The sequence below is a fragment of the Pseudomonas sp. BN102 genome, assembly GCF_029871245.1.
Lineage (GTDB): Bacteria > Pseudomonadota > Gammaproteobacteria > Pseudomonadales > Pseudomonadaceae > Metapseudomonas.
Genome location: NZ_SSON01000076.1, coordinates 33233 through 57187 on the forward strand (window position 1 = coordinate 33233; position 23955 = coordinate 57187).

The window sequence follows — 23955 nt, forward strand, 5'->3', positions numbered from 1 at the left end:
GATGATCAGCTGCGCAATTCGCGCCTCAGGATTTTGCCGGTGCTTGTTCTCGGCAGAGAGTCGACAAAGGCGACGCTGCGGGGGACTTTGTAGCTGGCCAGGTGTTTGCGGCAGTACTCTAGGATCTCGACTTCGGAGGCCCGGCAATCCGGGTTGAGCACGATGAACGCTTTGGCCAGTTCACCCTTGAGCTCGTCCTTGACCGGTGCCACGGCGACCATCGCCACCGCAGGATGGCCAGCCAGTATCTGCTCCAGTTCAGCGGGGAAGATCTTGTAGCCCGCGGTGATGATCATGTCCTTCAGGCGATCCAGAATATGGACATAGCCTTCGGCATCGATCTTCGCGATGTCACCTGTGCGCAACCAGCCACCATCGAGCAGGCTTGATGCCGTTACCGCAGCATTGCCGAGATACCCGCGCATGACGGTCGGGCCGCGAACCAGCAGTTCTCCCGACTCCCCTGCAGCCAATGTGCGCAGTGGATCGTCAACTGCGACGATCTTTGCCTCAACGCCCGGGAATGGCAGACCAACCGCGCCGTGGCGGGAAGGGAGATAGGGTGAGTGGGAAATCACCGGTCCGGCAACCTCGGTCATTCCCCAAAGCTCCAGAAGCGGGCAACCCAGGGCCGTGGTAATCGCGTCGATCTTCGCCACCGGCATGGTCTGGCCGCCCACCGTGCAGCGGGTCAGCGAACCTAAGTTCGAGCCAGGAAGATCAGGGTGCATCAGCAGGTAATAGAACATCGTCGGAACCCCCTCGAAGAGGGTCGCCTGGTAACGCTCGATGCTCTGCAGCGCCCAGCCCGCATCGAAACGCTCGGTAGAGATGAGCGTCATCCCCACCAGGAAACAGGCGTTCATGACCACGTTTCCGTAGACATGCGGGAATGGCAATGCACTGACCACTCGCTCGCCCGGTCGGCGCACGTGCACGGTGGCGGTTAGCGCCGTGCTCATGAACACGTTGCGGTGACTCAACATGGCGCCCTTCGGGTTCCCTGTCGTTCCGGACGTGTAGGCAATGGTGAACAGATCGTCCGGTTCCACATCGACGACAGGCATCGGTGGCGCCTCCAACAGGCTACCGAAGTCCACGAAATGACTTGCCGTTTGGCTAGCTCCATCGCCTGCCGACAGTGCGATGAACAACATGGGTGCTTGCCCTTCGGACTGGGGCAAAGCGCCGGTCAGCGATTCGCAGCGGTCATGCGGAGCAATGATCGCGACGGCACCGCTGTCGTTGGCGATGTACGCTATCTCTTCGATGCTGAGGAGGAAGTTGGCTGGAACCACCACGGCACCTAGCCGCGCAATAGCGTAGTAGGCAACTATCCATTCCCAGCTATTGGGCAAATGCAGGATAACCACCTGCCCACGCTGTACCCCGCTCTTCTGCAAGCCTGCCGCGAAGCAGGACGCAAGAGAATCTATCTGGTTGAAACTCAGTTCCCGCTCACCGACGATCAGTGCGACCTGGTCACCAAAGCACTTCGCTGCCTGCTCGCTGAGTGTACTCAGTACTGCCTTCATCACGTGCTCCCCCGCCTCAACCTTTCAACCGCACGACGGCTTTCAGGACTTTGCCCTGTTCGGAGTCCTGGACGGCCTGATTTATTTCTTCGAAGGGATAGAACGAGATCAATCGATCGAAGGGGAACGACCCCTGCCGCCAGAGCTCGATCAATTGGGGGATGAATATGTCGGGAACACTGTCGCCTTCGATGATGCCGCGCAGCGTGCGACCGAACAGAATGCTGTTCATGTCGAGCTGAACCTCGGTTCCCAATGCAGCCGCCCCGATCAGACCGCAGACACCGGTTTGGCGCAGCGCCTCGACAGCCTGCCGCAGCACCTTGGGCAGGGCTGTGCACTCGAGCGAATACTGCACACCCTCCCCCGCGGTCAGCGCCTTGATGGTCTCGACGGGCTCCTGCTCTTTCGCGTTGATGGCGTGCGTCGCCCCCAGCTCCAGCGCGAGGTCCAGGCGGGCCTGGTTCATGTCCACGGCGATGATGGTCGTGCAACCCACCAGCCGGGCCGCCATGACAGCAGCCAGGCCGACGGAGCCGCTACCGAATATGGCGATGCTGCTGCCGGCGCCCGGTTTCAATGCATTAATGACAGCCCCGGCTCCCGTCTGGATGCCGCAGCCAAGAGGCCCGAGAAATTCCAGCGGCACATCCTGTGGAACCTTCACCAGGTTGTGCGGCGAGGCGATCGCCAGCTCACCAAAAGACGACTGGTTGAAGAAGCAGCCACTGACCGGATGACCCTGCTCGTCGCAGTAAGGCGTCGAGCCGTCTCTGCGGTGGCCGCTGAAGTTGAGACCGTACAGGTCCGAGCAATAGCCGTTGAGCCCCTTCTGGCAGTTGTGGCATTCGCCACAGCTGTCGAAGGTCATCACCACGTGATCGCCCGGACTCACCTTGGTTACCCGGCTACCGACCTTTCGTACGATGCCGGCACCTTCATGGCCGAGCACCGCCGGCAGCGGTACCGGGTAGTATTGGTCACGCACCACCAGATCCGTATGGCAGATGCCGGTGGCAACCACCTCCACCAATACCTCATCGTCGCGCGGCCCCTCGAGGGCCACCCGCTCTATCCTGAATGGCCCGGCCTTTTCACGGACCACCGCAGCTTTCAGCGACACCATCGCTTTGCCTCCTGTTGTTCTTGTCGTGGATGGAAGATGTCCGCGGTTCACCTACAGCGCGCATCCCATGATGGTCTGCACGTTGGTGTACTCACCCAGACCTTCGAGCGCGTTCTCGATACCCAAACCCGACTGCTTGTGGCCTCCGAAGGCGATGTGCGGAGAGAACTGGTGGACCTGGTTGATCCATACCGTTCCGGCCTCCAGGCGCTGGGCAATCGCCTGGGCCTGCACCAGGTCACGTCCCCACACGGAAGCGGCAAGGCCATACTCAGTATTGTTCGCGCGTCCGATGACTTCTTCGACATCGCGGTATTTCAGCAGCGGCAGAACTGGGCCGAAGGCTTCCTCGACCACGCAGCGCGCGTCGTCCGGAGGGTTGTCGATCAACGTGATGGGAATGAAATAGCCTGTTCCGCGCTCGACCGTGCCGCCGGCGAGGAAGCGCAAACCGGCGCGGCGGGACTCTTCGATCAGGTCGCACACCTTGTCGTACTGCATCTTGTTCTGCAGCGGTCCAAGCTGGGTGTCGGCGTCCAGGCCATTGCCGATCTTGATGCCTGCCGCGTAATCGCAAAGCGCCTCGGCCACTTCGTCATAGATCGACTCGTGGATGAACAGCCGCTTGGTCGCCACGCAGAACTGGGCGCTGTTCTGGAAAGAGGCCCAGAACAGTTTTTCCGCGATGCTTTTCGGGTCGACATCGGGAAGCACGATAGCCGGGTCGTTGCCGCCCAGTTCCAGGGTCACGCGCTTGAGATTGCCAGCCGCGCTCTGCATGACACGACTGCCCGTTGCCGTAGAGCCTGTGAAAGCGATCTTGTTGACGTCGGGGTGTTCGGTCAGCCACTGGCCGAGCTCATTTCCTCCGGCGACGATGTTCAGCACGCCTGGCGGAAGGACGCGCTGGGCCAGTTCGCCAAACCAGAGCGTGCAAAGGGGCGTATAGGGCGACGGTTTGACGACCACGGTATTGCCTGTCAGCAATGCCGGAGCAATTTTCCATATCGCCAGAAGCAGCGGGAAGTTCCATGGGGTGATGGCGCCGACGACCCCCAATGGAACGTGCCGACACAGCACTTGCCCCTGCTCCCCCCCGCTTGCCAACGACTGAGGAAGCGTCTGTTGGGCGACCTCGCGTAGCCAATGGATGCAGCCACCTATCTCCCATTCGGCACCAGCGCGTGCCTTACCTTGCTCCAGCGTCAACAGGCGGATGAAATGCTCCTGACGCGCGGCAATCAGGTCTGCCAGCTCGACCAATTTCGCCTGACGGGATTCCCACGGTGTATCGCTCCAGGAAGCGAATGCGGCCTTGGCGCCTTGAACTGCCGTTTCCAGTTCCTGGCGGCCTGCCATTGGGTAGTCCACCAGGATCTCGCCGGTAGCAGGGTTGATGACTTCACCGCGCTGCGGCGTCTGTACCAGATGACCAGCGATGGACAGCGGGAAATCGGTGCTCGGCATACCAGCCAGCAGGCTGGATATCGTTTTTTCAACCTGACTCATTGTTGTCTCTCTAGTTGTCGTCAGATGCTGAACGGATAGGGCTCCGTTCGGTTCGACAAGAGATGGGCAACGACCATGCCAAAACTATATCTGTTTGTTTTTAAAGCATTTTTCCATCAGCGCTAATCTTTGGCGTGTCCACCTCCCGGACAGCACAAGTAGTCACTGTCCAGTAACTGCACGCCCATTGAGAAAATCTCGATAGATTTCATCGAAATAGAGCTGAACCGCTCCTCTCAACTTCCTTGCATGTAGGAAAAAAAAACTGTCCCATCACTGTTCATCAGCCTTGGCCTTCAGAAAATTGCTTTCTTCCCTTTGGAGGCGCCATGAACAAAGGCTTGCCTAGCTGGCGAATGGCATAGAACTACAAGAGACATGCACGAGGTATTCAATGTCGATGATCTCTGGATCCCCTCAAACGCTGCATAAGGCCCGTGAGCTGTTTTCTGAAGGGGGCACGTTGCCCGCTGGACTGATTCCGGCCGAACTTGCGAACTCCTGGGAACGCTCGAGGCAAATTGGTCTCACGCCTCAGAGTCGTCGGCTTCACCACGGTCGACCCGCCAAGCAGCAAAGACAGGACACCCAGGAAGAAAACCAGCAACTGATCCGACATGTAACGCCTGAGATGCAGCTGCTCTGGCAATCGCTCATGGATCCTCGCTGGACCCTCCTTTGCATGAATCGAACCGGCGTCATCGTGCACGAGCGAAACGCTGAATCGGCGACCGCTGTCGAACTGAAGACACTCGTCACCGGAAGAGGCCTCAGCGAAATGGAGTTAGGCCCAACGGCGCCCAGCTGTGTCCTCAAGGAGGCACGCCCATTTACTGTAAGCGGCAGCCAGCACTACCTCTGCGAACTTGATCGCTTCTTCTGCGCCGCCGCCCCCATTCGCACCCCCGACGGACAATTGGTCGCCGTATTGAATGTCTCAGGCATTGATATGCAGCCGTCGTTGTGGCTCCAGGACCGCATCAATTTCACGGCGATCAGCGTTGAGAATCGCCTTTATGAGGATCTGCCGGATTGCTCGTTGCTGCACGTCCATGCGGACCCCCGCCTGATCGGTACGCCACTGGAAGGCATCATCACCATTGATCCGCATGGGTATCTCCTCCACGCCAATCGCAGTGCCAGAAGCCTGCTTGGACTCGGCCTGGAAGAGCACTCGCGGCTGGCCATTTCCCTGGAAGCGCTGCTCGGTTCGCAAGGGCGGCGTGACCTCAGCAACCTGCAACGATTTCCAGGCGAGGTGCAGGAAATCTCGCTCTCTTCCGGACGCCGAATCTATGCACGCCTGCAAGGTTCGGAAAACTCGGCCGGGATAGTCTATCGAGCGCCCGAGCCCCCTCAGCCAGCACCGAAAACGGGGCCTTCGCCGTTCAACGAAGCCTCCCTCGACAATGCGTTCGATATATCCAGGCGAGCGTTTGTCGGGGACGTTTCCATTCTTGTTCAGGGCGAGACTGGAACGGGCAAGGAAGTATTCGCCAAATCCCTCCACGAAAGCCTCGCCGCCGATCGCCCTTTCGTCGCCATCAATTGCTCGGCGATTCCCTCGAACCTGATCGAAGCGGAACTGTTCGGTTATGTCGAAGGCGCCTTCACCGGGGGGCGCAAGGGCGGCGCGATGGGCAAGATCGAGGCAGCCAACGGGGGCACCCTGTTTCTCGATGAAATCGGTGATATGCCGATGGAGCTGCAAACGCGTTTCTTGAGAGTCTTGCAAGAACGCAAGCTGACCCGACTGGGTGATAACCGTGATGTTCAATTGGATATTCGGCTGATAAGCGCCTCCCACCGCGACCTCGAAGAGTTGGTGAGAAACGACCAGTTCCGCGAGGATCTTTTCTACCGAATCAACGGGTTTCGGGTCGTCCTCCCTCCTGTCCGAGCTAGGCTCAATATCCAAGGCCTGATCCAGAGCCTGCTTTCACATCTCTCCCCAGATGAGCCGAAGACGATATCCCCGGAGACCCTCGGCAAGCTGCTTGCCTATAGCTGGCCAGGAAACGTTCGCGAACTGCAGCAAGCCCTGAAAGTCGGCTGCATCCTGAGCGGTCCGGAGTCTGAAATATCCATGAGTCACTTCTCTCCAGACATGCAGGCCAAACTGGCCGCAGTCCCAGGCTCTGGGCCCATTTTCCAGTCCCCGTTGCGCCGCCAGGAGCGAGAAACCATTCGAGACTCCCTGGCACGCAATAACGGCAATATCTCGGCAACAGCCAGCCAACTGGGTATCTCGCGGACCACTCTCTACAAAAAGATGCGCGAATGATTCAGCTTGCCCCGCATCGATTCGACCCGAGGCTGCACCTGATGTCCGGGCTTCCGCGGGTCGGTCATGTCAGGTAGATCGAAGCAAGCGGCAGCTTGATGGCGTACTTCCGCTTCGGATGGTCGCTGGGCGCTGTCGCAAAGGTGATCGCCAGTCCGAGAAGCTGAACACCAGTGCCTATGGACAGGCGCCAAAGGAAAGTTCGAGGCCATGGAGGCCTCGAAGGGGATGAATGGCCGAGAGAGGGTAAAGCCTGGCGTTCCGTCCTTCAGAGCTGGCCAGCCCGCTTCATCGCGCGCAAGCCCAGGGCCGCCAGGTCCAGTTGGCCTTCGCCCTGGGCCATGGCCTCCAGCAAGGCATCGCGCAGGACGCTGGCGAACGGCAGCGGGACATGCTTGGCCTCGCCCGCGCTCAGCGCAAGACCGACATCCTTCAGTCCCAAGGCGAGCTTGAACGCCGGCTCAGTGACGCGGCGCTCAGCGATCAGCGCACCGTAGCCTTTGTAGACTGGGGAGGCGAACAGCGTATTGGTCAGAATCTCCAACAGCTCCGCCGCCTGGACGCCATGACCCTGAGCCAGGGCCGACGCCTCGCCCATGGCCTCAATGGCACTGATCAGCATGAAGTTGCCGGCAATCTTCACCACATTGGCCCGCACCGGGTCCACCCCGAGCGGCCAGCACTTCTGGCCCAGGACATCGAGCAGCGGCTGGACCTTGGCGACGGCATCCGAGGGACCGGCCACCAGGATGTTCAGCCGCCCTGCCGCGGCGACCTCGCTGCGCCCGAATACCGGGGCCGCGACGTAAGCCAGCCCGGCTTCGGCATGACGCGCCACCAACTCGGAGACAAACGCCACCGATAAAGTCGCCATGCTCAGGTGGATGAGCCCCGGTCGGGCTACGTTCAATGCCCCGCTATCGAGGATCACCTCGCGGGTCGAATGGTCGTCCGCAAGCATGGAGATGACCACCTCGGCGTCAAAAGCCTCGGCTGGCGAATCAGCGACTGTGGCGCCTTGGGCCGCCAACTCCGTGGCCGCCTCGCGGGAGCGGTTCCAGACGCATACGTCGTGGCCTGCCATTAGCAGGTTGGCTGCCATCGGTTGCCCCATGGCGCCTAACCCCAGGAACCCAATTTGCATGACGATACCCTCTTCTTTAGAAAAGGCGGCGAGCGCCGGCTTCGACGGTCACTCGACTGCTTTCAGGTAGCTGCGAACCGGGTCAAGGAACTCCAGGGTGCGCGGCGCCTTCAGCAACGAGGGGAGGATAGCCTCGTAGTCCCTGCGATAGTCGACGTTCAGGTGGTGATCCCGGAAATGCTGCTCACTGCAGGCCCAGGTTTCGAAGAGTACGAGGGTGTCTGGGTCTTCGACCGAACGATGCAGATAGGTGTTGATGAAATCGGGCTCCTTGGACATCTGATCGAGCACGTACAGGAGCTTGGATTCGAGCTCTTCGCGATGTTCCGGCTTGCCCGGCAGGTGGACGATGAAGGCAATGGTCTGACTCATGAGAATTCTCCGGCGATAGTTGCCCTGCCTCACGCAGGGTTCATATGAGGTGATGTGCGGTTCGGTGTTCGTTCCCGCGTTCAGCTGCTGCTGTTGGCATCCTTGCCGGAGGCGCTGGGCCCCTCTTTGGGTGGCTGCTCTTGCGAGACTCCACCGACCGAGGGCATCCACTCCATCGAGTGCCCGGCGTCACTTGGCGAATGGCCTGCGCCGATCCGCTTGGCGAACGGAACGAGTTGCTCGCCCAGCAGAATGCCGAGCAGCCCAACAAGGGCGATGATCGGTGGCGCCGGAGAGCGAACGCCCAGCACCGCATAGATCGAGCCGACCAATACACCTGTCGCCAGGGAAAGCAGATAAATCTTCATGATGGTTCGGTCCGTGTTCGCCTGGGCGGATAGCAGGATGGCCGCGTGTCCCCAGGGACATACGGACACCTTCACTCACGCGTTGAAGCCACCGTCGATGGTCAGGCTGGCCCCGGTTACGAAGCCCGCTTCCGGGCCGGCCACGTAGGCCACCATTGCGGCGATTTCGTCTGGGTGGGCATGGCGCTGGAGGGCCATGATGCCGTGCATGGCCTCGGCAAAATCGCCCACTTCCGGATTCATGTCGGTGTTGGTCGGGCCAGGCTGCACGTTATTGACAGTGATGCCCTTGTGTCCCAGGTCGCGGGCCAGGCCCTGTACCAGGCCCTGCAGTGCCGACTTGCTCATGGCATAGGCGCTGCCACCGGGGAACGGCATGCGCTCTGCGTTGCAACTGCCGATATTGATGATCCGGCCCCCCTGCCCCATGTGCGGCACGGCAGCCTTGGCCGCAACGAAGGCCGCTCGAACGTTGATCGCCAGGGTCTTGTCGAAGTCCTCCAGCGAAAAGTCGTCCAGCGTGCCCAGTAGCAGCACCCCTGCGTTGTTGACGAGAATGTCGATCTTGCCCAGTTGCTGCGCAATGCTGTCGATGGCACGGGTGAGCGACGCAGCGTCAGCGACGTCGGCCTGCAGCGCAATGGAACGACCACCTGCGGCGGCAACCTCTGCCGCCAGTTCGTTGGCGGCGGCAGTCGAGCTTTGATAGGTGAAGGCCACCGTGGCGCCTTCGCGAGCCAGGCGACGGACGATGGCAGCACCGATACCACGGCCGCCGCCGGTTACGAAGGCAACTTTGCCGGAAAGAGTCTGAGTCATGTCATGTCTCCTGATGAGCAAGGGCGTGAAATGCGGGGCGGCGCCAGGGCTCCTGGGCCGCCTCTAAAGACTAGCCGCTACCGGGAACACCCCGGACTGGCCCACACACTGGTGCCATTCGAGCGGTCGGCAATCAATGGTGGAGCAGCCCCTCGCGGATGACGTACCAGTATCTTGGCGGACTCGTTCGACTTCATCGAACGTACTCGCCGGGCAAGCCAAACCGAGGCGAGAATCACCTCCACCCGCAGAAAACCGCGCACAGCGCTGGCGAGCGGACCCGACACTCCTTGCCCGCCGTCAAGCGGGCTGAGTGGTTTCCGAAGCGATATCCGGAATCAGGAAAGTGCGGTTTCTTGTTGCAGACCTTGCATCCCTGCCAGTACGCGCCGCCCGGCCGCCATCTGGCGCGCCACCTCGGCAACTCGAGCACCGAGGTGTTCAGCCGTAAGCAGGTCCGCGCTTGGCGGCGCGACTTCAGCGCTTACATCGGCATCCGACTGCGCCGCGGCGCCGAGCCAGAAGCTATGACGGTTCAACATATCCTCGGTCGACTTGGAATTGTTGTGCCCCGGCGGCAAGCCCAGATTGACCCAGTGCATGCCATGCTGGGCGGCGAAGATCGAGAGCTGCTGCAAGGTCGCAAGTTTGTCGCCGGAACGTGAGGCGGCATTGGTGAAGCCGGCCGCGATCTTGTCGATCCATACGCCGCCCTTGGCGAACACTGTCCTCGAGGTTGCATCCATGAAGGCTTTGAACTGGGCCGAGGCGCTGCCCATGTAGGTCGGCGAACCGAAGATGATGGCATCCGCACCTTCCAGGATTTCCCAGTACTGGTCGATGTCTTCAACACTGATCAGCAGGCTTTCAGTGTCGGCGACACGACCTGCGCCACTGGCTACGGCCTGCGCCTGCTTCGCGGTGTGGCCATAGCCACTGTGATAAACGATGGCAACGCGAGTTTGGGTAGTCATGACGTGTCCTCAAGGTTCAGGGAGCCGACCAGGGATTGGCTGCGACTTGAGGCAGATACTGCGCGCCACCTGTTCGATTGACGCACCAATATCTCGAGCCACTCGTTCGAATGTGTCGAACGTTCTGTTGATTGCTCCCGCCAGCCCGCAGTTCTGACCTTGAGGAGTGCGGGCGAGCTTGAGCCGAACTCAAACGGGAATGGGAAGCCCCTGAATCAGTCGAGCTGCCAACGTCGGTTGGCGCAGCTGCTCCAGCCACCATTCCATGGCGCGCCCCTGGTGATCCCCCTGCCAGCCGACATAGAGAATGTTCGGCTCACGCGGATCGGTCGTCTCCTTCTCTACCAGTTCCCCCCGTTCCAGCAACGCCAGCACGCGTTGGCGGGGCAACCAACCGACCCCCAGTCCGGCGCGCTGGGCAAGCACTTTCGCCCGCATGCTGGGCACCGCCAGGGTGCCCTGCCCCGCCGACACTCCGTAAGTGCGTCCCTCGGCACTGCGCGAGGTGTCCGCGACCACGACCGCCCGATGTTCCGCCAGCATGTCCCGGCTGATGGGTTGCTTGACGCGGGCCAGCGGATGCCTGGGCGAAATGGCGAAAACCCACTCCATCACCCCCAGCTCGAACCAGCGCAGCGTGGCAATCTTGGGCGGTTCGTTGGTCGCACCGATCACCAGATCCGCTCGACCGTCGCGCAACCCTTCCCAGGTGCCGCGCAGGACCTCGTGGGTGATCCGCAAGGGGACCCCCGACTTCAGCTTATCGAAGGACTGGATCATCGGTAGCAGGGTTTCGAACTCCAGTACTTCGTCGGTGACGATCCACAAGCGGCTTTCCCAACCGTTGGCCACCTGCTGCACGCGCTGTGTCAGGCGCGCCATGTCCTGGCTGAGCCGCGCCGCCTCCTGCACCAGCAACTGGCCGGCCGGGGTCAACTGCAGGCGATAGCGTCGGCGGTCGAACAGCAGCGCATCGAAGCGCTCCTCCAACTGGCGGGCGGCATAGGAGACGGTGGAGGGCGCTTTGCCCAGTTGCGCCGCGGCGCGGGACAGGCTACCGGTTTCGCGGATGGCCTCCAGCAAGGCAAGTTCTTCCTGAGAAAACATGTTCGAAACCTTCGAAGGTCGACACCTAATCGATGGTACGTCTGGCTGCGCCGGCTCGTCCAACATGGCCCCACGGTTGCCCCTGCCAGACCAGGTGCAGCCACAGGGCCTGAGCCGGGCATCCTCCGCGCCGGGCACACACCTTCCGCCACCGAGTACGCCCCATGATCCAGTTCTACTTTCACCCCTCTCCGAACCCGATGAAAGTCGCCCTTCTGCTGGAAGAGTTGCAGCTTCCCTATGAGCTGATCGCCGTCGATACCTTCAAGGGCGAGCAGCATTCGCCGGCCTTCCGCAAGATCAACCCAAACGGCAAGGTCCCGGCCCTGGCTGACGGCGAGGCTACGCTGTTCGACTCCCAAGCCATCCTTCTGCACCTGGCCGAGAAGCACCAGCAGTTTCTGCCCACCTCGGTAGAGGGCCGAGCTGAATTGCTGTCATGGCTGTTCTTCATCGCCACCGGCCTATCGCCCTTCTCCGGCCAGGCCGTGCACTTCCTCCACCACGCGCCAGAGGCGCTGCCCTATGCGCGCAACCGCTACCTGAAGGAAGTCGAGCGCCACTACGCCATTCTCGACGAGCGCCTGGCCGACTCCCGCTACCTGGTCGGCGGGGCGTACAGCATTGCTGACATGGCACTGTGGGGTTGGGCCAACTACGCGCCGTACATCTTTGGTGAGCAGGGCCTGGCCGCCTACCCCAACGTCAAGCGCCTGTTCGATGAAATATCCGACCGGCCCGCCGCGCAGCGCGCTCACACACTGAAAGACAAGGTAACCCTCAAAGCCGACTTCGACGAGGAAACCCGCCGCGCGCTGTTCCCGCAGAACACCTGACCGCACCTGAAATTGGCACAGCCTGGGCGTAGCGGTCATTCGCCGCCCAGGCCATCCCTCTGTTCACCCTAGACGAAATCGGAGAAGACCATGCCCGCATCGCTGATTGCGACAATCCTGGCGTCCACCCTCACTCTTGTCTCTACCGCCTTCCATGGGTTGGCCAATGCGGCAGCCCTTGACACTCCTGCGGCCGAGGTCTAGTCGGCAGCGACGAGAATTCAGGATGGCAAAGCCGAGGTCAACGGCGTGCGTTGGCGTGCATGCGCCGCTCGGGAATCACCTCGCGGTCAAAGTGGGCGAGCTTCTCCAGAAACCAGACGTCTTGCAGCAGCGCCGGGCCGCGCGGGCCGGCGGTCTGGGTGTTGTTGTTGTCAACGACGGGGGCGCCGACGGCGTTGGTCAGCTTGTTCTTCGACATGACAGGTTGATCCTCAGGCCAATGCGCCGATCAGGTCGGCTGTTGTGACGATGGCGTGGGCGAAGGTCGGCTCGTTGATCTCGTGGGCGGCGTTCAGTGCCTCCTCGGAGAAGGCCGCGTGGCGTCGCGCACCAGGGTGACGTGGTAGCCCAGTTCGGCGGCAAAGCGCGAGGTGGCCTCGATGCAGGTATTGGCCAGCAGGCCGACGACTATCACCCGGCGCACCGCGTGCTGCTTGAGGTGCAGGTCGAGGTCGGTATTGGCAAAGCCGCTGCCGCCCCAGTGCTCCTGCACGACCACGTCCCCGTCATGGGGCTGGAAGTCCGGGTGCCATTCGCCGCCCCAGCTGCCGACGGCGAACACCTGGGCGCTCGCCGCGCCCAGTTGGTAGGGACTGGGGTGCAGCCAGCCCTGGAAGTCGCTGGGCCGCGCGCGGTGGTGCGGCACGTAGAAGATGCAGATGCCGGACCGGCGCGCGGCGGCCACCACGGCGCGCAGGTTGGCCAGGGTGCCGAGACGCTCGGCCACCGGCTTGGCCAGCCCGGTAAGCTTGCCGCCCTCGCTGAGGAAGTCGTTGTAGGGGTCGACCAGCAGCAGGCCGGTGTCCTGTTTCGAATAACCCATGATGTACTCCACGAAGTGAAGCGGCGCCGGTTGGGCGCCGCGTGGTTCATCACTTGTCGGTAGCCTTCCAGGTGGCCGGCAGGGTCAGCTCGCCGGAGGCCACGTCCCACACGCTGGACACGCACAGCAACGGGTTGTGCAGGTCGGCATTGACCTGCAGGGCGGCGGTCACGCCGTCGTAGTTGAAGGTTTCCGGGAAGCCCACCGCCTTGAGCGGCACGCGGATGCGCGCGGCATCCTGCTTGACGCTCAGGTCGTAACCGGGCGAGTCGATGTAGATCGGTGCTCCGGGCCAGGTCGGCGGAAGCTTGGGCTTGGCGCCCTCGGGAATGTCGCGCACCTTGAGCCCGGACGGCCCGCACGTCTGATCCTTGGTCAGCACCACCCAGTGCGAATGCCACAGGCCGCCGTCGTTGTCCTTCTTGCCGTCGACGTTCTCGTCCAGGTGAGGGGTATCGTCGAAGTCCGGGTGCGAGGTCAGCGCCAGGGCGAGGATTCCGGAGTCCTGCTCGAAACCCACGCTGCCGCTGTCCAGGCTGGTCGGCCAGACGTAGCTGTAGACCTCGGCGGAGGCGAAGCTGCCCTTGGGCGACGATGTGCGGCTACCTGCCTCGCCGTCCACCAGTTGCTCGAATACCAGCAACTCGCCCTCTTTGAAGACCCGCGTGTGCACCAGGTCGAAGGACGCGTCGACCTTGTCGGTCTTCTCGCTATGAATGCCGCTGGACTCGTGGGCCAGTGCCGAGGTCGCGAATGCGCTGGTCAGCGAGAGCGCCAGGACGCGCTTCATGCGGCGCTCCTCGCATGCTGACCGAGGTACTCGGCAGTCGACACCACCGGTGCATAACCGAAGCTCAGCGCCGCCATGAAGGCCGCATGGACATGGGCCGCCGGCACCTTCACCCCATCGAACTCCAGGTCGAGGGTCGCGCAAGCGTCGTGCAGCACGGTGGTGCGGTAACCGTAGTCCACCGCCGCGCGGGTGATGCCATCCACGCACATGTGACTCATGTTGCCAACTACCACCACTTCGTCCACGCCGGCCTTGTCGAGGATCGGCTTCAGCTGGGTCTCGCGGAACGAGTTGATGTAGTTTTTTAACACCACGGGCTCGCCGGGCTGGTTGATGACGCTCGGGTGGATCTGCGCGCCCTCGCTGCCCGGCCGGAAAAACGGCGCGTCCTGGCTGGTGAACTCGTGGCGAATGTGCACCACCAAGTCGCCGCTGTCGCGGAACGCCGCGATAACCTGAGCGGCCTTGGCGGCGGCCGCCTCGACCTTGCTCAGGGTCCACAGCCCGCCGGGGAAATAGTCGTTCTGGATATCCACCACTATCAATGCTTTCTTGCCGCTCATCTCGTCTCTCCTGTCGATCGGGCCCAGCCGGGAGTCGGCGGGCGAATGCATGCCTAGGCGCGCAGGAACGCCAGCATGTCCGCGTTGAGTCTTTCCTTGTGGGTGTCGGTGATGCCGTGGGGAGCGCCGGGGTAGATCACCAGCTTGGCGTGGGGCATCAGCCTGGCCGAGGCGCGTGCCGCCGCATCCACCGGCACGATCTGGTCGTCGTCGCCATGCAGGATCAGCGTCGGGATGTCGAACTTCTTCAGGTCTTCGGTGAAGTCGGTCTCGGAGAACGCCTTGATGCAGTCATAGGCATTCTTGTGTCCGGACATCATGCCCTGCATCCAGAAGGCGTCGATCACGCCCTGGGATGGCTTGGCACCCGGCCGGTTGTAACCGAAGAACGGACCGCTGGCGACGTCCTTGTACAGCTGCGAGCGATCGGCGATCGAGGCTGCGCGAATGCCGTCGAACACCGAGAGTGGCAAGCCGCCGGGGTTGCTCTCGGACTTAACCATCAGCGGCGGCACCGCCGCGATCAACCCGGCCTTGGCCACCCGCGAAGTTCCGTGGCGTCCGATGTAGCGCGCCACCTCACCGCCACCGGTGGAGAAGCCGAACAGCGACGCCCCGCGCACGTCCAGATGTTCCAGCAACTGGGCGAGATCGTCGGCGTAGGTGTTCATCTCGTTACCGTCCCACGGCTGGCTGGAACGCCCGTGTCCGCGTCGATCATGGGCGATCACCCGGTAGCCGTTGGCGGCCAGGAAGAACATCTGCGCCTCCCAGCTATCGGCGTTGAGCGGCCAGCCATGGCTGAGGACCACGACCGGCCCCCTGCCCCAATCCTTGTAGTAGATCTGTGTGCCGTCACGCGTAGTGATAGTGCCCATGCTTCTTCTCTCTCCATTACTGGGTGGGGGGTTGGTGTCCGCGGAACCGCTGTGCATGCAGCCACTTAATGGCAACGCCAGCGCAGCGACCGCCACGGCCGAACCGACCAGTAGCGCACGACGCTGCGGGTCCACTGCCGTTTCTTGCTCGGCTGTCATTGATTCTCTCCAGGCAGGTTGGCGGGCAGGCTGAACTGCACGAGGCTCCAGCGCGTGACGCGCTCTTCCCACTCGTCGCCGGAAGCTTCGGTCAGCGGCAGCGCCAGGTTGGTGACCAGCATTCGTCCGCCCTGAATGGCGGTGCTGGCGGGGAACAGCAGGCCACGGGGCGTGCCGTCATCGGCCAGGCCGAAAAAGGCGCCGATCTTGGCGACCGGCAGACCACGCTCGTTCAACGCAACGATCTGGTCGACCTGGTTGGCGGCCACCCACAGCAGCCCCTGGTGGAACATCAACCCATCCGCGCCGGGCAGGCTCTCCGCCAGGACCTCCGGGGTGCCGCTCCGCATGCGCATGCGCAACACGCGGCCATCACCGGCGTTGTTGATGTAGAGCAGCGACTCGTCGGCGCTGAAGGCCAGGCCATTGGCGCCGAAAGGCAGGAAACCGCTGGTGGCCAGCAGCGGATCACGCGCCAGGACCTCGGCCTTGCAGGGTCGACAACGGGTCGCATCGGCGACGCGCAAGATCGCGCCCTTGAAGGAGTCCGACACGTAGAGGTTGCCGGCCCGGTCGAACACCATGCCGTTGGGTGCGGGCATGCCGCTGGAACCGAACTCGATGCGGTCCTGGCTGCCATCGGGATTGTTCACCGCACGGGCATCGGGCGCGGAAGGCTTGAGGCTGGGAAAGGTCGTCAGGGTCTCAACCGCACTCTCCTGGTCAAAATCGAGCGGCAAGCGCTGCAGGCTGCCGGCGCCGAAGTTGAGGATGTACAGCTGACCACCGGCAACGGCCAGGCCTGTTAACGGCGTCGCACCGAACGCCTTGCGGGCGAGTAGTGCGCCCTCGGCGGAAAACCGCAGTACCTGGTTGTTGCGCTGCTCCGCCGGCGTGCGGGCATCGAAGGTGCCGACAAACACCTCGCCGCTATCCGGCGCGACGGCCAGCCCTTCGGGATAACGCACATCCTCGGGCAACAGCGCGAACGGCTGCACGTCCACCTGAGCCGGCTCCGCCATCACGATGCAAGCAGGCAGGCACAGCAGCAGGACCATTCCTATTCGTCTCGGCGCACGCATGGAACCTCCCGAAGGTCCGGCGACACACGTGTCGGGGCCGGAAACCTGTACTAACGGGAGGCTAGCGAGACGGCGGCATCAGGTCCTTGGGAAAACCTGAAGATTCCTGAATTCTGTGTTTAGCTTCAGGCACCATGGCAATAAAAAACGCTGGGCTTCGTCGACACGGCAAATCTCCGGGACTTAACTTCGCCGTTCAACGTCGAACCCCAACTGAGCGCGAGACCGCTCCATGAATCAACCGTCGTACTCCCCGATCCGCTTCGGCCACTGCGAAGTCACCCCAGCGCGGCGTCTGTTGCGGGTGCATGGACAGTCCGTGGAGTTGCAGGGCCGCGCCTTCGATCTGCTGGTCGCCTTGCTTGAGGCCAAGGGCCAGGTCGTCAGCAAAGACGAGCTGATGCGGGCCGTCTGGCCCGGCCGCATCGTCGAGGAAAATACCCTGGAGGCACAGGTTTCGCTGCTGCGCAAAGCACTGGGACCGGAGCGCAACTCGATCCGCACCGTATCCGGCCGAGGCTATCAGTTCACCGGCCAGCCGCCCGCCTCGCCGCCTTCCGCGAACCTGCATATTCCGCTCGGCGTATCACGGCTGATAGGCCGGGAAGAAGCGCTGTTCGAACTGGCCGACAGTATCCACCAGCAGCGCCTGGTCACGCTCATCGGCTCCGGCGGCATCGGCAAGACCCGTCTGGCGCTTGAATGCGCGCACGACCTCGTCACGCTGTTCCCCGACCGCGTCTGCCTCGCCGATCTGGCGCCGCTGTCCACCGCCGAATTTCTCATCCCGACCATCACCGCCGCGCTGGGGCTGGCCCCCGCCAGCGGCAAGGCCAGCCTGGAGCAGATCGCCGGCAGCCTGAGCGGACGCCGCATCCTGCTGGTCATCGACAATTGCGAGCACCTGATCGATGCAGCGGCCAGCGCGGTGGAGGCCCTGCTCCGGGCCAACGCCACCCTGCAGATTCTGGCCACCAGCCGCGAGCCCCTGCGGGTCGAAGGAGAGCACCTCTATCGCGTCGGGCCGCTCGTGACGCCCGCGCCCGGCGCGGCGGCCCGGGACGTGGCGGCCTGCAGCTCGGTACGCCTGTTCGAGGCACGCCAGGAGCATGGCCAGATCGATCCGCTGGAACCAGACCAGGCCATGCAACTCAAGTCCCGCATCTGTCGCCGTCTGGACGGTATCCCGCTGGCCATCGAGTTGGCGGCCGCCAGGGTGGCCACACTGGGGCTTCTGGACGTGGCCGAGCGCCTCGATGGCGCACTCGACCTGCTCGCCGGTGGCAGCCGCTCCGCTCTGCCGAGGCAGCAGACGCTGCGGGCCACGCTTGACTGGAGCTTCAACCTGCTGTCGGAACGAGAGCAGACACTGCTGCGCCGCCTGAGCGTGTTCGCCGGATCGTTCGGCCTGGAAGGAGCCCTGGCGGTCGGTGTCGCCGTCGACCTGGGCACCGAAGAAATCGGCGCAGGCATCGACGGCCTGGTGAGCAAATCCCTAATGGGCCTGAGCCAGCACAGTAACGGGGGCAGGTATCGGCTGCTGGAAACCACCCGCAGCCATGCCGTCGAGAAACTGGCCGCATGCGGCGAGGAATCGGCTTCCCGCCGCCGACATGCGCTGTACCTGCTGGAGGTGTTTTCCAGCGCCTCGTCGCTCTGGGAGCTCGGCGAGTCGCCACGCTGCGCGCTGTGCGAGGCGCTGCAGGAAGACCTGCGCGAAGCGCTTCACTGGACGCTGGACCAGGGCAACGATTCGGTGCTCGGTATCGATCTGAGCATCGCCGCCCTGCCCTTCTGGCTGCAGCGCTCGCAGGTCACCGAATGTCTGGTCAGCGCCAGCCGGGCGCTCTCCCACCTGGCCACTCCCGATCTCTTCGAGCGCAAGGTGATGAAACTGGAAGCCGCACGCGGCAAGGCCCTGCTCTACACCGGCGCAACGGTCGAAACGAGGGAAGCGTTCCAGCATGCGCGAAGCATCGCCAACCGCCTGGACGATTACGACCATCAGGCACTGGCCACCTGGGGCATCTGGGCGCACGGTTATCTAAATGGCCCCTACGTGCAGAATCTGCAGATCGCCGAAGACTTCCTGCGCCTGGCGCATCGCCGACCCGACGCCGGCGATGCCCTGGTGGCGCAGCGCATGGTCGCGCTATCCAGGCTGTGCCTAGGTCAAATCGAGGTAGCCCGTGAGGGGCTCCAGGACGTTCTACGGCAGTACCCGGAAAACCTCCGGCAGCGGCATATCCTGCGCTATGCCTACGACCAGAAGGTCGCAGCGCTCTGCGCCCTCGCCTACACCCTCTGGCTGCAGGGCTTTCCCGATCAGGCCAGCAGGACGCTGCAGGAAGCGGAGCATCAGGCGCACGCCTGCGGCCATCTGGCCAGCCGCTGGCACGTGCTCACCATGAGCACCTGCTCGATCAACCTGTTGATCGGCGGCCTGCCTGCCCTCGCCTATCCCAGCCAGCAGTTGCTCGACGCCCGCGGCTGGCAGCATCTCAATGCTCATCCGATAGGCGCCGGGCAGTTCTGGGGTGGGGAATTCTGGCGGGGGCTGTACCGCCTCTGGCAAGGCGAGCAGGACGCCTACGAAAAGGTCATTTGCCCGGCGCTGGAACAGTTGGGCCGAGTCCGCTTCGCCTCCTACCTCGCGCCCTACACCTCGGCGCTGTGCACGCTGCTGGCACAGCGCGAGCGGCTGGGCGAGGCGCTGCGTCTGATCGACATGGCGATCGACCACGCCACCGGTGCCGACGACCTTTCGGCCCTGCCGGAACTGATCCGCTGCCAGGGCGACCTGCTGCTCGTCGCCAGCGATACCGGCCGGTCCGGGCCGGGTGAGAAACTGCTGCTGAAGGCCCAACGGATGGCCCGTGAGCGTGGCCTGAAGTCCTGGGAGCTACGCGCCACAACAAGCCTAGCGCGGCTGTGGATTAGGCAAGGCAAGCAGACACGCGCCGCCCGCGAACTCACCGAGCTGATGGACTCGTTCTCTGAAGGCTTTGGTACAGCTGATTTCGAAGCGGCCCGTCAACTCGTCAAACTGCTCGGCTGACACCACATCCTACAACGGCTGCCATTTGCCAACGTTCGTTTTTGGCCGATTTCCGCCAGTCATGACGGGCAGCTTCTGGCCGGTTAGCGCCCCTTGCACGGGCTGGTCATCCTTGCCCTCCCTCACATGGAGGACAAGCCATGAATATTGCAACCTGCGGCCATCAACCTTGGAACAAAGGAAAATTGGTCGGGCAAAAAGCCCCACTCCGACTCAGAGACATCTGGGCCATTCGGGTAAGGCTCCAAATCGCGGAGAGAACCCGGGATCTGGCGCTCTTCAATCTGGCCATCGATAGCAAGCTGCGAGCCTGCGACTTAACCAAGCTGCGTGTGCGCGACGTTGCCCATGGTGAGCACGTGTCATCGCGAGTCATCGTGATGCAGCAGAAGACTCAGCGACCAGTGCAGTTTGAGATTACAGAGCAAACACGGTCGGCTCTGGAAACCTGGATACACCAAGCCCAGCTCAGCAGCCAGGACTGCCTTTTTCCGAGCCGGCTGCATACCTCAGACCATCTCTCCACCCGGCAATACGCTCGAATCGTCAAAGCGTGGGTGAAAGCCATTGGCCTTGATCCAGCCATGTATGGCACCCACACGATGAGACGCACTAAGGCAACGCTGATCTATCGCAGAACAAAGAACCTGAGGGCCGTCCAACTCCTGGTTGGCCATATGAAGCTTGAGAGCAGCGTTCGATACCTGGGGATTGAGGTCGATGACGCCCTGGAGATGGCGGAACAGACCGAGGTCTGACCATGCATAGCGACGGTAGGAGTCAGACCGTCGCTAACCGGCCAGAAGCGGCCATATGGCAAGGGGCACACGCTCAGAAGAGCCGAGTGGCGGCACGATCAACGCAGTGCCAGTGGCAAAACCGTTTACCTCGCTGCGCTGTTGCATGACTTGGGGCTCACCAACGAGTTGTCCGCCGACCAACGCTTTGAAGTCGATAGCGCTGACGCGGCCAGCCGATTCCTGCTATCGAACGGTTACGCGGAATCGAAAGCGGGGCTTGTCTGGGATGCGATCTCTCTTCATTCCAGCGCCGGTATCGCAGACCGCAAGCAATCAGAAATCGCCCTGATCGGCATGCGAGCTGATCCACAACGCTCCATTCGATAACTGAGGGGCAAGAGTGTGCGTTGAAAGCACACTGCACACCCAGCTCAGAGCGCCGGGTGAGTCGCTGGGAACATGAGTCGGTGCTCGAGGCAATGTAGGCTCGCCTGGATCAGGAACCGGAGATGATGCGCATCCGCCGCCAAACGGTGGAGCATCCGTTCGGGACGCTGAAGGCCTGGATGGGCGCCACCCATTTCCTCACCGGAACGCTCGAGCGGGTGAGCACGGAAATGAGCCTGCATGTGCTCGCCTACAACTTCAAACGGGTGCTGAACCTGCTGGGCAATAGCTCGCTGATGGCGGCATTGAAGGCCTGAAACCCCGTTGGCTGCCCACTGAACTCGTTGCCCTGCATCGTGGAAGCCGCACTTGCCCGAACCAACTGAATGCCTCGGATGGACACGCCAAGCGCCCACGAGGCCGCTGGACGCGGCTAAAACCATTCAATATCCAGCAATCCATCACCCGCTGCGTTTTTACACGGCCTGGCTGCAGAGCGGCCGTCGGGACAACGTGCTGAAGGGCAGCAAAGGGTCGACTCTGTTGAAAGCTCGAGAAGGCCATGCATCTCAAGACTGTCTATAGGTGGCTTGAGTGCGGCCCCTTGAGCTCGATGGTGTTTCCCTCGGGATCGTAGATATAGATCGACGGCCCGTTGCCCTCGGCGCCGAAGCGCAGCAGCACGTCGCTCGCCTCGACACCACACGCGGCGAAATAGGACCTGAGCGCCTGCCCATCGAAGGGTTCGATACGCAGGCAGAAATGATCCATATTGCGGCCTCCAAGCCCGGCCGCAGCGCCGCCCGCGCGACCGGCAGGTAGCGCGACGTCGAGAAGGTCGACCAAAGCCCGCCCAGCGCGCAACTGGATCAGCCCGAACGAGTCGTCGCGGCGCTCGACGGTGCAGCCGAGCACATCACAATAGAAGCGCTCCATGCGGGCCATGTCGCTAATCCGGAGGACGACGTGATCGAGTCCCAGGATGGTGAAGATTACGCTGGGCGTCGGGCCATGTGACATCTGGATTTCCTCGGTTGGACGGCCGATGAGCTGTCATCTGCTGGGGATGAAATAGCCCCTTGACCTCGACCAGTGTGCTTGTAGGTGTATGTTCCCCAAAGAACTCGTTAAAGATCGCCATCGTCTTGATAGACTCGGCAATATCGGTGACGTAAACCGTCTGCGCCACCCAGTTGCGCAGAGTGGCACCCTCTGCCGCCAGACACCGTTTGAGAATCTCCAGGACCCACTCGGTCTGGACCTGCATGCTGCCTTCGCCCACCAGCTCCAGACTATTGAGTTCTCCCTTAAGGGGTGCGATCCCGGACAGGTATAGCGTATTGCCTGCCCTGATCGTTTGGGTAAAGGCGTTGGTCTTGAACACGTCCGCGGCCATGTAGCCCACCGCGGGATTGCTGCGCGTGATCATAAGCGCCTCCTTTGTTTTCCGTAATAATTCCGGTGCTTGCGCTACTTGAGTGGCAGGGCAACCGGACGCAGGGGCGCTGCATCGCCACCACGGAGTTTCAATGGGCCGCCAATAAAAGCGAACTCATAGACCTTGTCCTTTGACAGCTCATCGAGTGCGATCAACTCGATGATCGGAGCGCCCTGCTCGGCCAGCAGATAGGTGTGGACCGGAACATAATCGTCCGGCACTTCCGAAGGAAAGGCTTCGAAGCTCAGATTGTCCGCGCCGACCACCATCGCGCCGCTATCCTCGACGAGGTAGCGTGCCGCATCCAGTCCCATGCCGGGAGGGTTTGCCATATAGGCTTGCGGGTCGTTGAACAGTTTCATCCGGCCGGTCCGGATCAGGACAATGTCGCCTTTCTGCACGGTGGATTTCTGGCGTGCCAGTGCGTCCTTGATATCCTGACGGGTGATCCGATAGCCGTCCGGCAGCATGTCGACGCCCTTGGCCGCGGCAATATCGATCATGACGCCCCGGGCGATGAGTGGCGGAAACTTTTCGATCCCGGTGCGCTTCCAGCCGCGATCGCCCAGGTGCTCGTCGGCCTTGAAACCATTCCAGATCTTACCGTGAATACCGAAATGGTTGAGCGCGTCGATGTGGGTGCCGGTATGGGTGTACATGGAAAATGCCGCTCCCGTGTAACTGCGGGTGGCATTCATTTCCTTGCCGACGCCCATCGGGTCATCCACCTCGGTGCCGCGCGGCGTATGGGTCATCCAGAACTGGTAATGTGGATCGCCCGCAGCCTGCCAGCTTGGCATGCCGACATAATAGTCGGTCGCCAGGTCATATACCTTGCCGCCCTTGATGCGTGACAGGATGGCGGCGCGCGATTCCGGCGTCATCAGGTTGAGGCGGCCGATTTCATCGTCCGGGCCCCACGGGCTGGTGCCGACTTCTTGGCCGCTGGCGGCAACGGGCGCTTTTGCGTTGTCTTCGGCATGGGCCATTTGCGCCGAAAGGTTGGCGCTGCCGAGCAAGAGCAGGCCGACCACGCGAAGTTTACGCGAGAGTTTCATATTTGCTTCCTTTGTGAAGTCGATCTGTTCGATGGACATCATCCTAAGGATAGTGTGACGAGGGATTAAGCCCGTCGTGGTGCGGACAGTTTTCGCTACCGGTCAAGAATAGCGGTTGGCGGCAGCGAGATTGTACGGCCGTTCGGAGGCTACTGTAGTCATTCATGAGGGAAGGCAGGCGACGGGCCAGAAATTCCACGAAGGCTGTTACCTTGGGTTGAAGATGGCGGCTGGTCGGATAGACCGCATAGACATGGCGCGGATCATCCATGAAGGCCGGCAGGACACGCCGCAGGTCGCCGCGCAGAATGCCCTGGGCAAGGCGGTGAACTACCTGGCGAGCAACTGGCGCCGACTCGCGCGCTACATCGAGGCCGGCTACCTGCCGATCGATAACAACGCCGCCGGGGGGGCCATCTGGCCCTTCGTAATCGGCCGCAAAAACTGGCTGTTCAGCGACACGCCCAAAGGCGCCACCGCCAGCACCCAACTCTACAGCCTGGTGGAAACCGCCAAGGCCAACCGCCAGGAACCCTATGCCTGGCTGCGCCATGTGTTGGAGCACCTGTCGACCGCCAACAGCGTCGAGGATTACGAAGCGCTGTTGCCGTGGAGCTGCAAGTCAACGACGTCACTGTAAAACACAAAACCCTACCAGCGGGAGGTGGGGTTTATGGAGC

General features: G+C 62.3%; 20 protein-coding genes and 5 pseudogenes. 7 read left to right on the forward strand and 18 right to left on the reverse strand.

Features of this window, described 5'->3' with window-relative positions; translation table 11 throughout:
- Positions 1 to 5 precede the first annotated feature (5 nt).
- Genes E8F12_RS23840 through E8F12_RS23850 form a run of 3 tightly spaced genes read right to left on the reverse strand, consistent with a single transcriptional unit; the run spans position 6 to position 4170 of the window.
- Positions 6 to 1535: an AMP-binding protein gene (locus tag E8F12_RS23840; protein ID WP_280327666.1), complete on the reverse strand. Its 1530-nt coding sequence runs from the start codon at positions 1533 to 1535 to the stop codon at positions 6 to 8.
- Positions 1536 to 1551: 16 nt separating this feature from the next.
- Positions 1552 to 2661, reverse strand: coding sequence for an NAD(P)-dependent alcohol dehydrogenase (locus E8F12_RS23845; RefSeq protein ID WP_280327667.1), 1110 nt, complete (start codon positions 2659 to 2661; stop codon positions 1552 to 1554).
- 51 nt (positions 2662 to 2712) lie between these two features.
- Entirely contained in the window at positions 2713 to 4170 is a 1458-nt protein-coding gene (locus E8F12_RS23850) for an aldehyde dehydrogenase family protein (RefSeq protein ID WP_280327668.1), read from the reverse strand.
- 394 nt (positions 4171 to 4564) lie between these two features.
- Here E8F12_RS23850 and E8F12_RS23855 point away from each other — a divergent pair, with 394 nt between their 5' ends.
- Positions 4565 to 6454 (forward strand): sigma-54-dependent Fis family transcriptional regulator, encoded by a 1890-nt coding sequence (locus E8F12_RS23855; protein ID WP_280327669.1) that lies wholly within the window; start codon positions 4565 to 4567, stop codon positions 6452 to 6454.
- Positions 6455 to 6722: 268 nt separating this feature from the next.
- Here the strand turns inward: E8F12_RS23855 and E8F12_RS23860 are convergent, their stop codons facing one another.
- The 6 genes from E8F12_RS23860 to E8F12_RS23885 form a co-directional block, all read right to left on the reverse strand.
- Positions 6723 to 7598, reverse strand: coding sequence for an NAD(P)-dependent oxidoreductase (locus tag E8F12_RS23860; RefSeq protein WP_280327670.1), 876 nt, complete (start codon positions 7596 to 7598; stop codon positions 6723 to 6725).
- Positions 7599 to 7646: 48 nt separating this feature from the next.
- The gene (locus E8F12_RS23865; protein ID WP_280327671.1) at positions 7647 to 7970 is read right to left on the reverse strand and encodes an antibiotic biosynthesis monooxygenase; all 324 of its coding nucleotides are present in this window, start codon (positions 7968 to 7970) and stop codon (positions 7647 to 7649) included.
- An 80-nt stretch (positions 7971 to 8050) separates the two neighbouring features.
- Positions 8051 to 8338: a DUF1427 family protein gene (locus E8F12_RS23870; RefSeq protein ID WP_280327672.1), complete on the reverse strand. Its 288-nt coding sequence runs from the start codon at positions 8336 to 8338 to the stop codon at positions 8051 to 8053.
- A 75-nt stretch (positions 8339 to 8413) separates the two neighbouring features.
- Positions 8414 to 9157, reverse strand: a complete 744-nt coding sequence (locus E8F12_RS23875; RefSeq protein ID WP_280327673.1) for an SDR family oxidoreductase — start codon at positions 9155 to 9157, stop codon at positions 8414 to 8416.
- A gap of 338 nt (positions 9158 to 9495) precedes the next feature.
- Positions 9496 to 10131 carry a flavodoxin family protein gene (locus E8F12_RS23880; RefSeq protein WP_280327674.1) on the reverse strand — a complete coding sequence of 212 codons (636 nt, stop codon included), beginning with the start codon at positions 10129 to 10131 and terminating at the stop codon, positions 9496 to 9498.
- 189 nt (positions 10132 to 10320) lie between these two features.
- Positions 10321 to 11238, reverse strand: coding sequence for a LysR substrate-binding domain-containing protein (locus E8F12_RS23885; RefSeq protein WP_280327675.1), 918 nt, complete (start codon positions 11236 to 11238; stop codon positions 10321 to 10323).
- A gap of 167 nt (positions 11239 to 11405) precedes the next feature.
- On the opposite strand from E8F12_RS23885, the gene E8F12_RS23890 reads away from it, so the two are divergent.
- Entirely contained in the window at positions 11406 to 12074 is a 669-nt protein-coding gene (locus tag E8F12_RS23890; protein WP_280327705.1) for a glutathione S-transferase N-terminal domain-containing protein, read from the forward strand.
- Positions 12075 to 12330: 256 nt separating this feature from the next.
- Here E8F12_RS23890 and E8F12_RS23895 read toward each other — a convergent pair.
- The 6 genes and pseudogenes from E8F12_RS23895 to E8F12_RS23920 form a co-directional block, all read right to left on the reverse strand.
- Positions 12331 to 12495, reverse strand: a pseudogene (locus E8F12_RS23895) (catalase); the annotation flags it as partial.
- Between the two features lie 13 nt (positions 12496 to 12508).
- Positions 12509 to 13119: pseudogene (locus E8F12_RS23900) on the reverse strand (isochorismatase family cysteine hydrolase).
- A 49-nt stretch (positions 13120 to 13168) separates the two neighbouring features.
- Positions 13169 to 13909: a hypothetical protein gene (locus tag E8F12_RS23905; protein ID WP_280327677.1), complete on the reverse strand. Its 741-nt coding sequence runs from the start codon at positions 13907 to 13909 to the stop codon at positions 13169 to 13171.
- Positions 13906 to 14475: a cysteine hydrolase family protein gene (locus E8F12_RS23910; protein WP_280327678.1), complete on the reverse strand. Its 570-nt coding sequence runs from the start codon at positions 14473 to 14475 to the stop codon at positions 13906 to 13908. The genes E8F12_RS23905 and E8F12_RS23910 overlap by 4 nt, the downstream gene beginning before the upstream one ends.
- Before the next feature lie 53 nt (positions 14476 to 14528).
- Positions 14529 to 15353 carry an alpha/beta hydrolase gene (locus E8F12_RS23915; RefSeq protein WP_280327679.1) on the reverse strand — a complete coding sequence of 275 codons (825 nt, stop codon included), beginning with the start codon at positions 15351 to 15353 and terminating at the stop codon, positions 14529 to 14531.
- A gap of 155 nt (positions 15354 to 15508) precedes the next feature.
- Positions 15509 to 16570: a hypothetical protein gene (locus tag E8F12_RS23920; RefSeq protein ID WP_280327680.1), complete on the reverse strand. Its 1062-nt coding sequence runs from the start codon at positions 16568 to 16570 to the stop codon at positions 15509 to 15511.
- Positions 16571 to 16826: 256 nt separating this feature from the next.
- Here E8F12_RS23920 and E8F12_RS23925 point away from each other — a divergent pair, with 256 nt between their 5' ends.
- The 4 genes and pseudogenes from E8F12_RS23925 to E8F12_RS23940 form a co-directional block, all read left to right on the forward strand.
- Positions 16827 to 19652, forward strand: coding sequence for a winged helix-turn-helix domain-containing protein (locus E8F12_RS23925; RefSeq protein ID WP_280327681.1), 2826 nt, complete (start codon positions 16827 to 16829; stop codon positions 19650 to 19652).
- 140 nt (positions 19653 to 19792) lie between these two features.
- Positions 19793 to 20410, forward strand: a complete 618-nt coding sequence (locus E8F12_RS23930; protein WP_280327683.1) for a tyrosine-type recombinase/integrase — start codon at positions 19793 to 19795, stop codon at positions 20408 to 20410.
- 117 nt (positions 20411 to 20527) lie between these two features.
- Positions 20528 to 20743, forward strand: a pseudogene (locus tag E8F12_RS29950) (phosphohydrolase); the annotation flags it as partial.
- A gap of 50 nt (positions 20744 to 20793) precedes the next feature.
- Positions 20794 to 21096 (forward strand): annotated as a pseudogene (locus E8F12_RS23940) (transposase); the annotation flags it as partial.
- Positions 21097 to 21358: 262 nt separating this feature from the next.
- On the opposite strand, the gene E8F12_RS23945 reads toward E8F12_RS23940, so the two are convergent.
- Genes E8F12_RS23945 through E8F12_RS23955 form a run of 3 tightly spaced genes read right to left on the reverse strand, consistent with a single transcriptional unit; the run spans position 21359 to position 23206 of the window.
- Positions 21359 to 21724 carry a VOC family protein gene (locus tag E8F12_RS23945; protein ID WP_280327684.1) on the reverse strand — a complete coding sequence of 122 codons (366 nt, stop codon included), beginning with the start codon at positions 21722 to 21724 and terminating at the stop codon, positions 21359 to 21361.
- A 4-nt stretch (positions 21725 to 21728) separates the two neighbouring features.
- A complete protein-coding gene (locus tag E8F12_RS23950) occupies positions 21729 to 22208 on the reverse strand; it encodes a RidA family protein (protein WP_280327685.1) in 480 nt (159 codons plus the stop codon).
- A 41-nt stretch (positions 22209 to 22249) separates the two neighbouring features.
- Positions 22250 to 23206, reverse strand: coding sequence for a cyclase family protein (locus E8F12_RS23955; RefSeq protein ID WP_280327707.1), 957 nt, complete (start codon positions 23204 to 23206; stop codon positions 22250 to 22252).
- A 301-nt stretch (positions 23207 to 23507) separates the two neighbouring features.
- Here E8F12_RS23955 and E8F12_RS23960 point away from each other — a divergent pair.
- Positions 23508 to 23915 (forward strand): annotated as a pseudogene (locus tag E8F12_RS23960) (transposase); the annotation flags it as partial.
- Between the last annotated feature and the right edge of the window lie 40 nt (positions 23916 to 23955).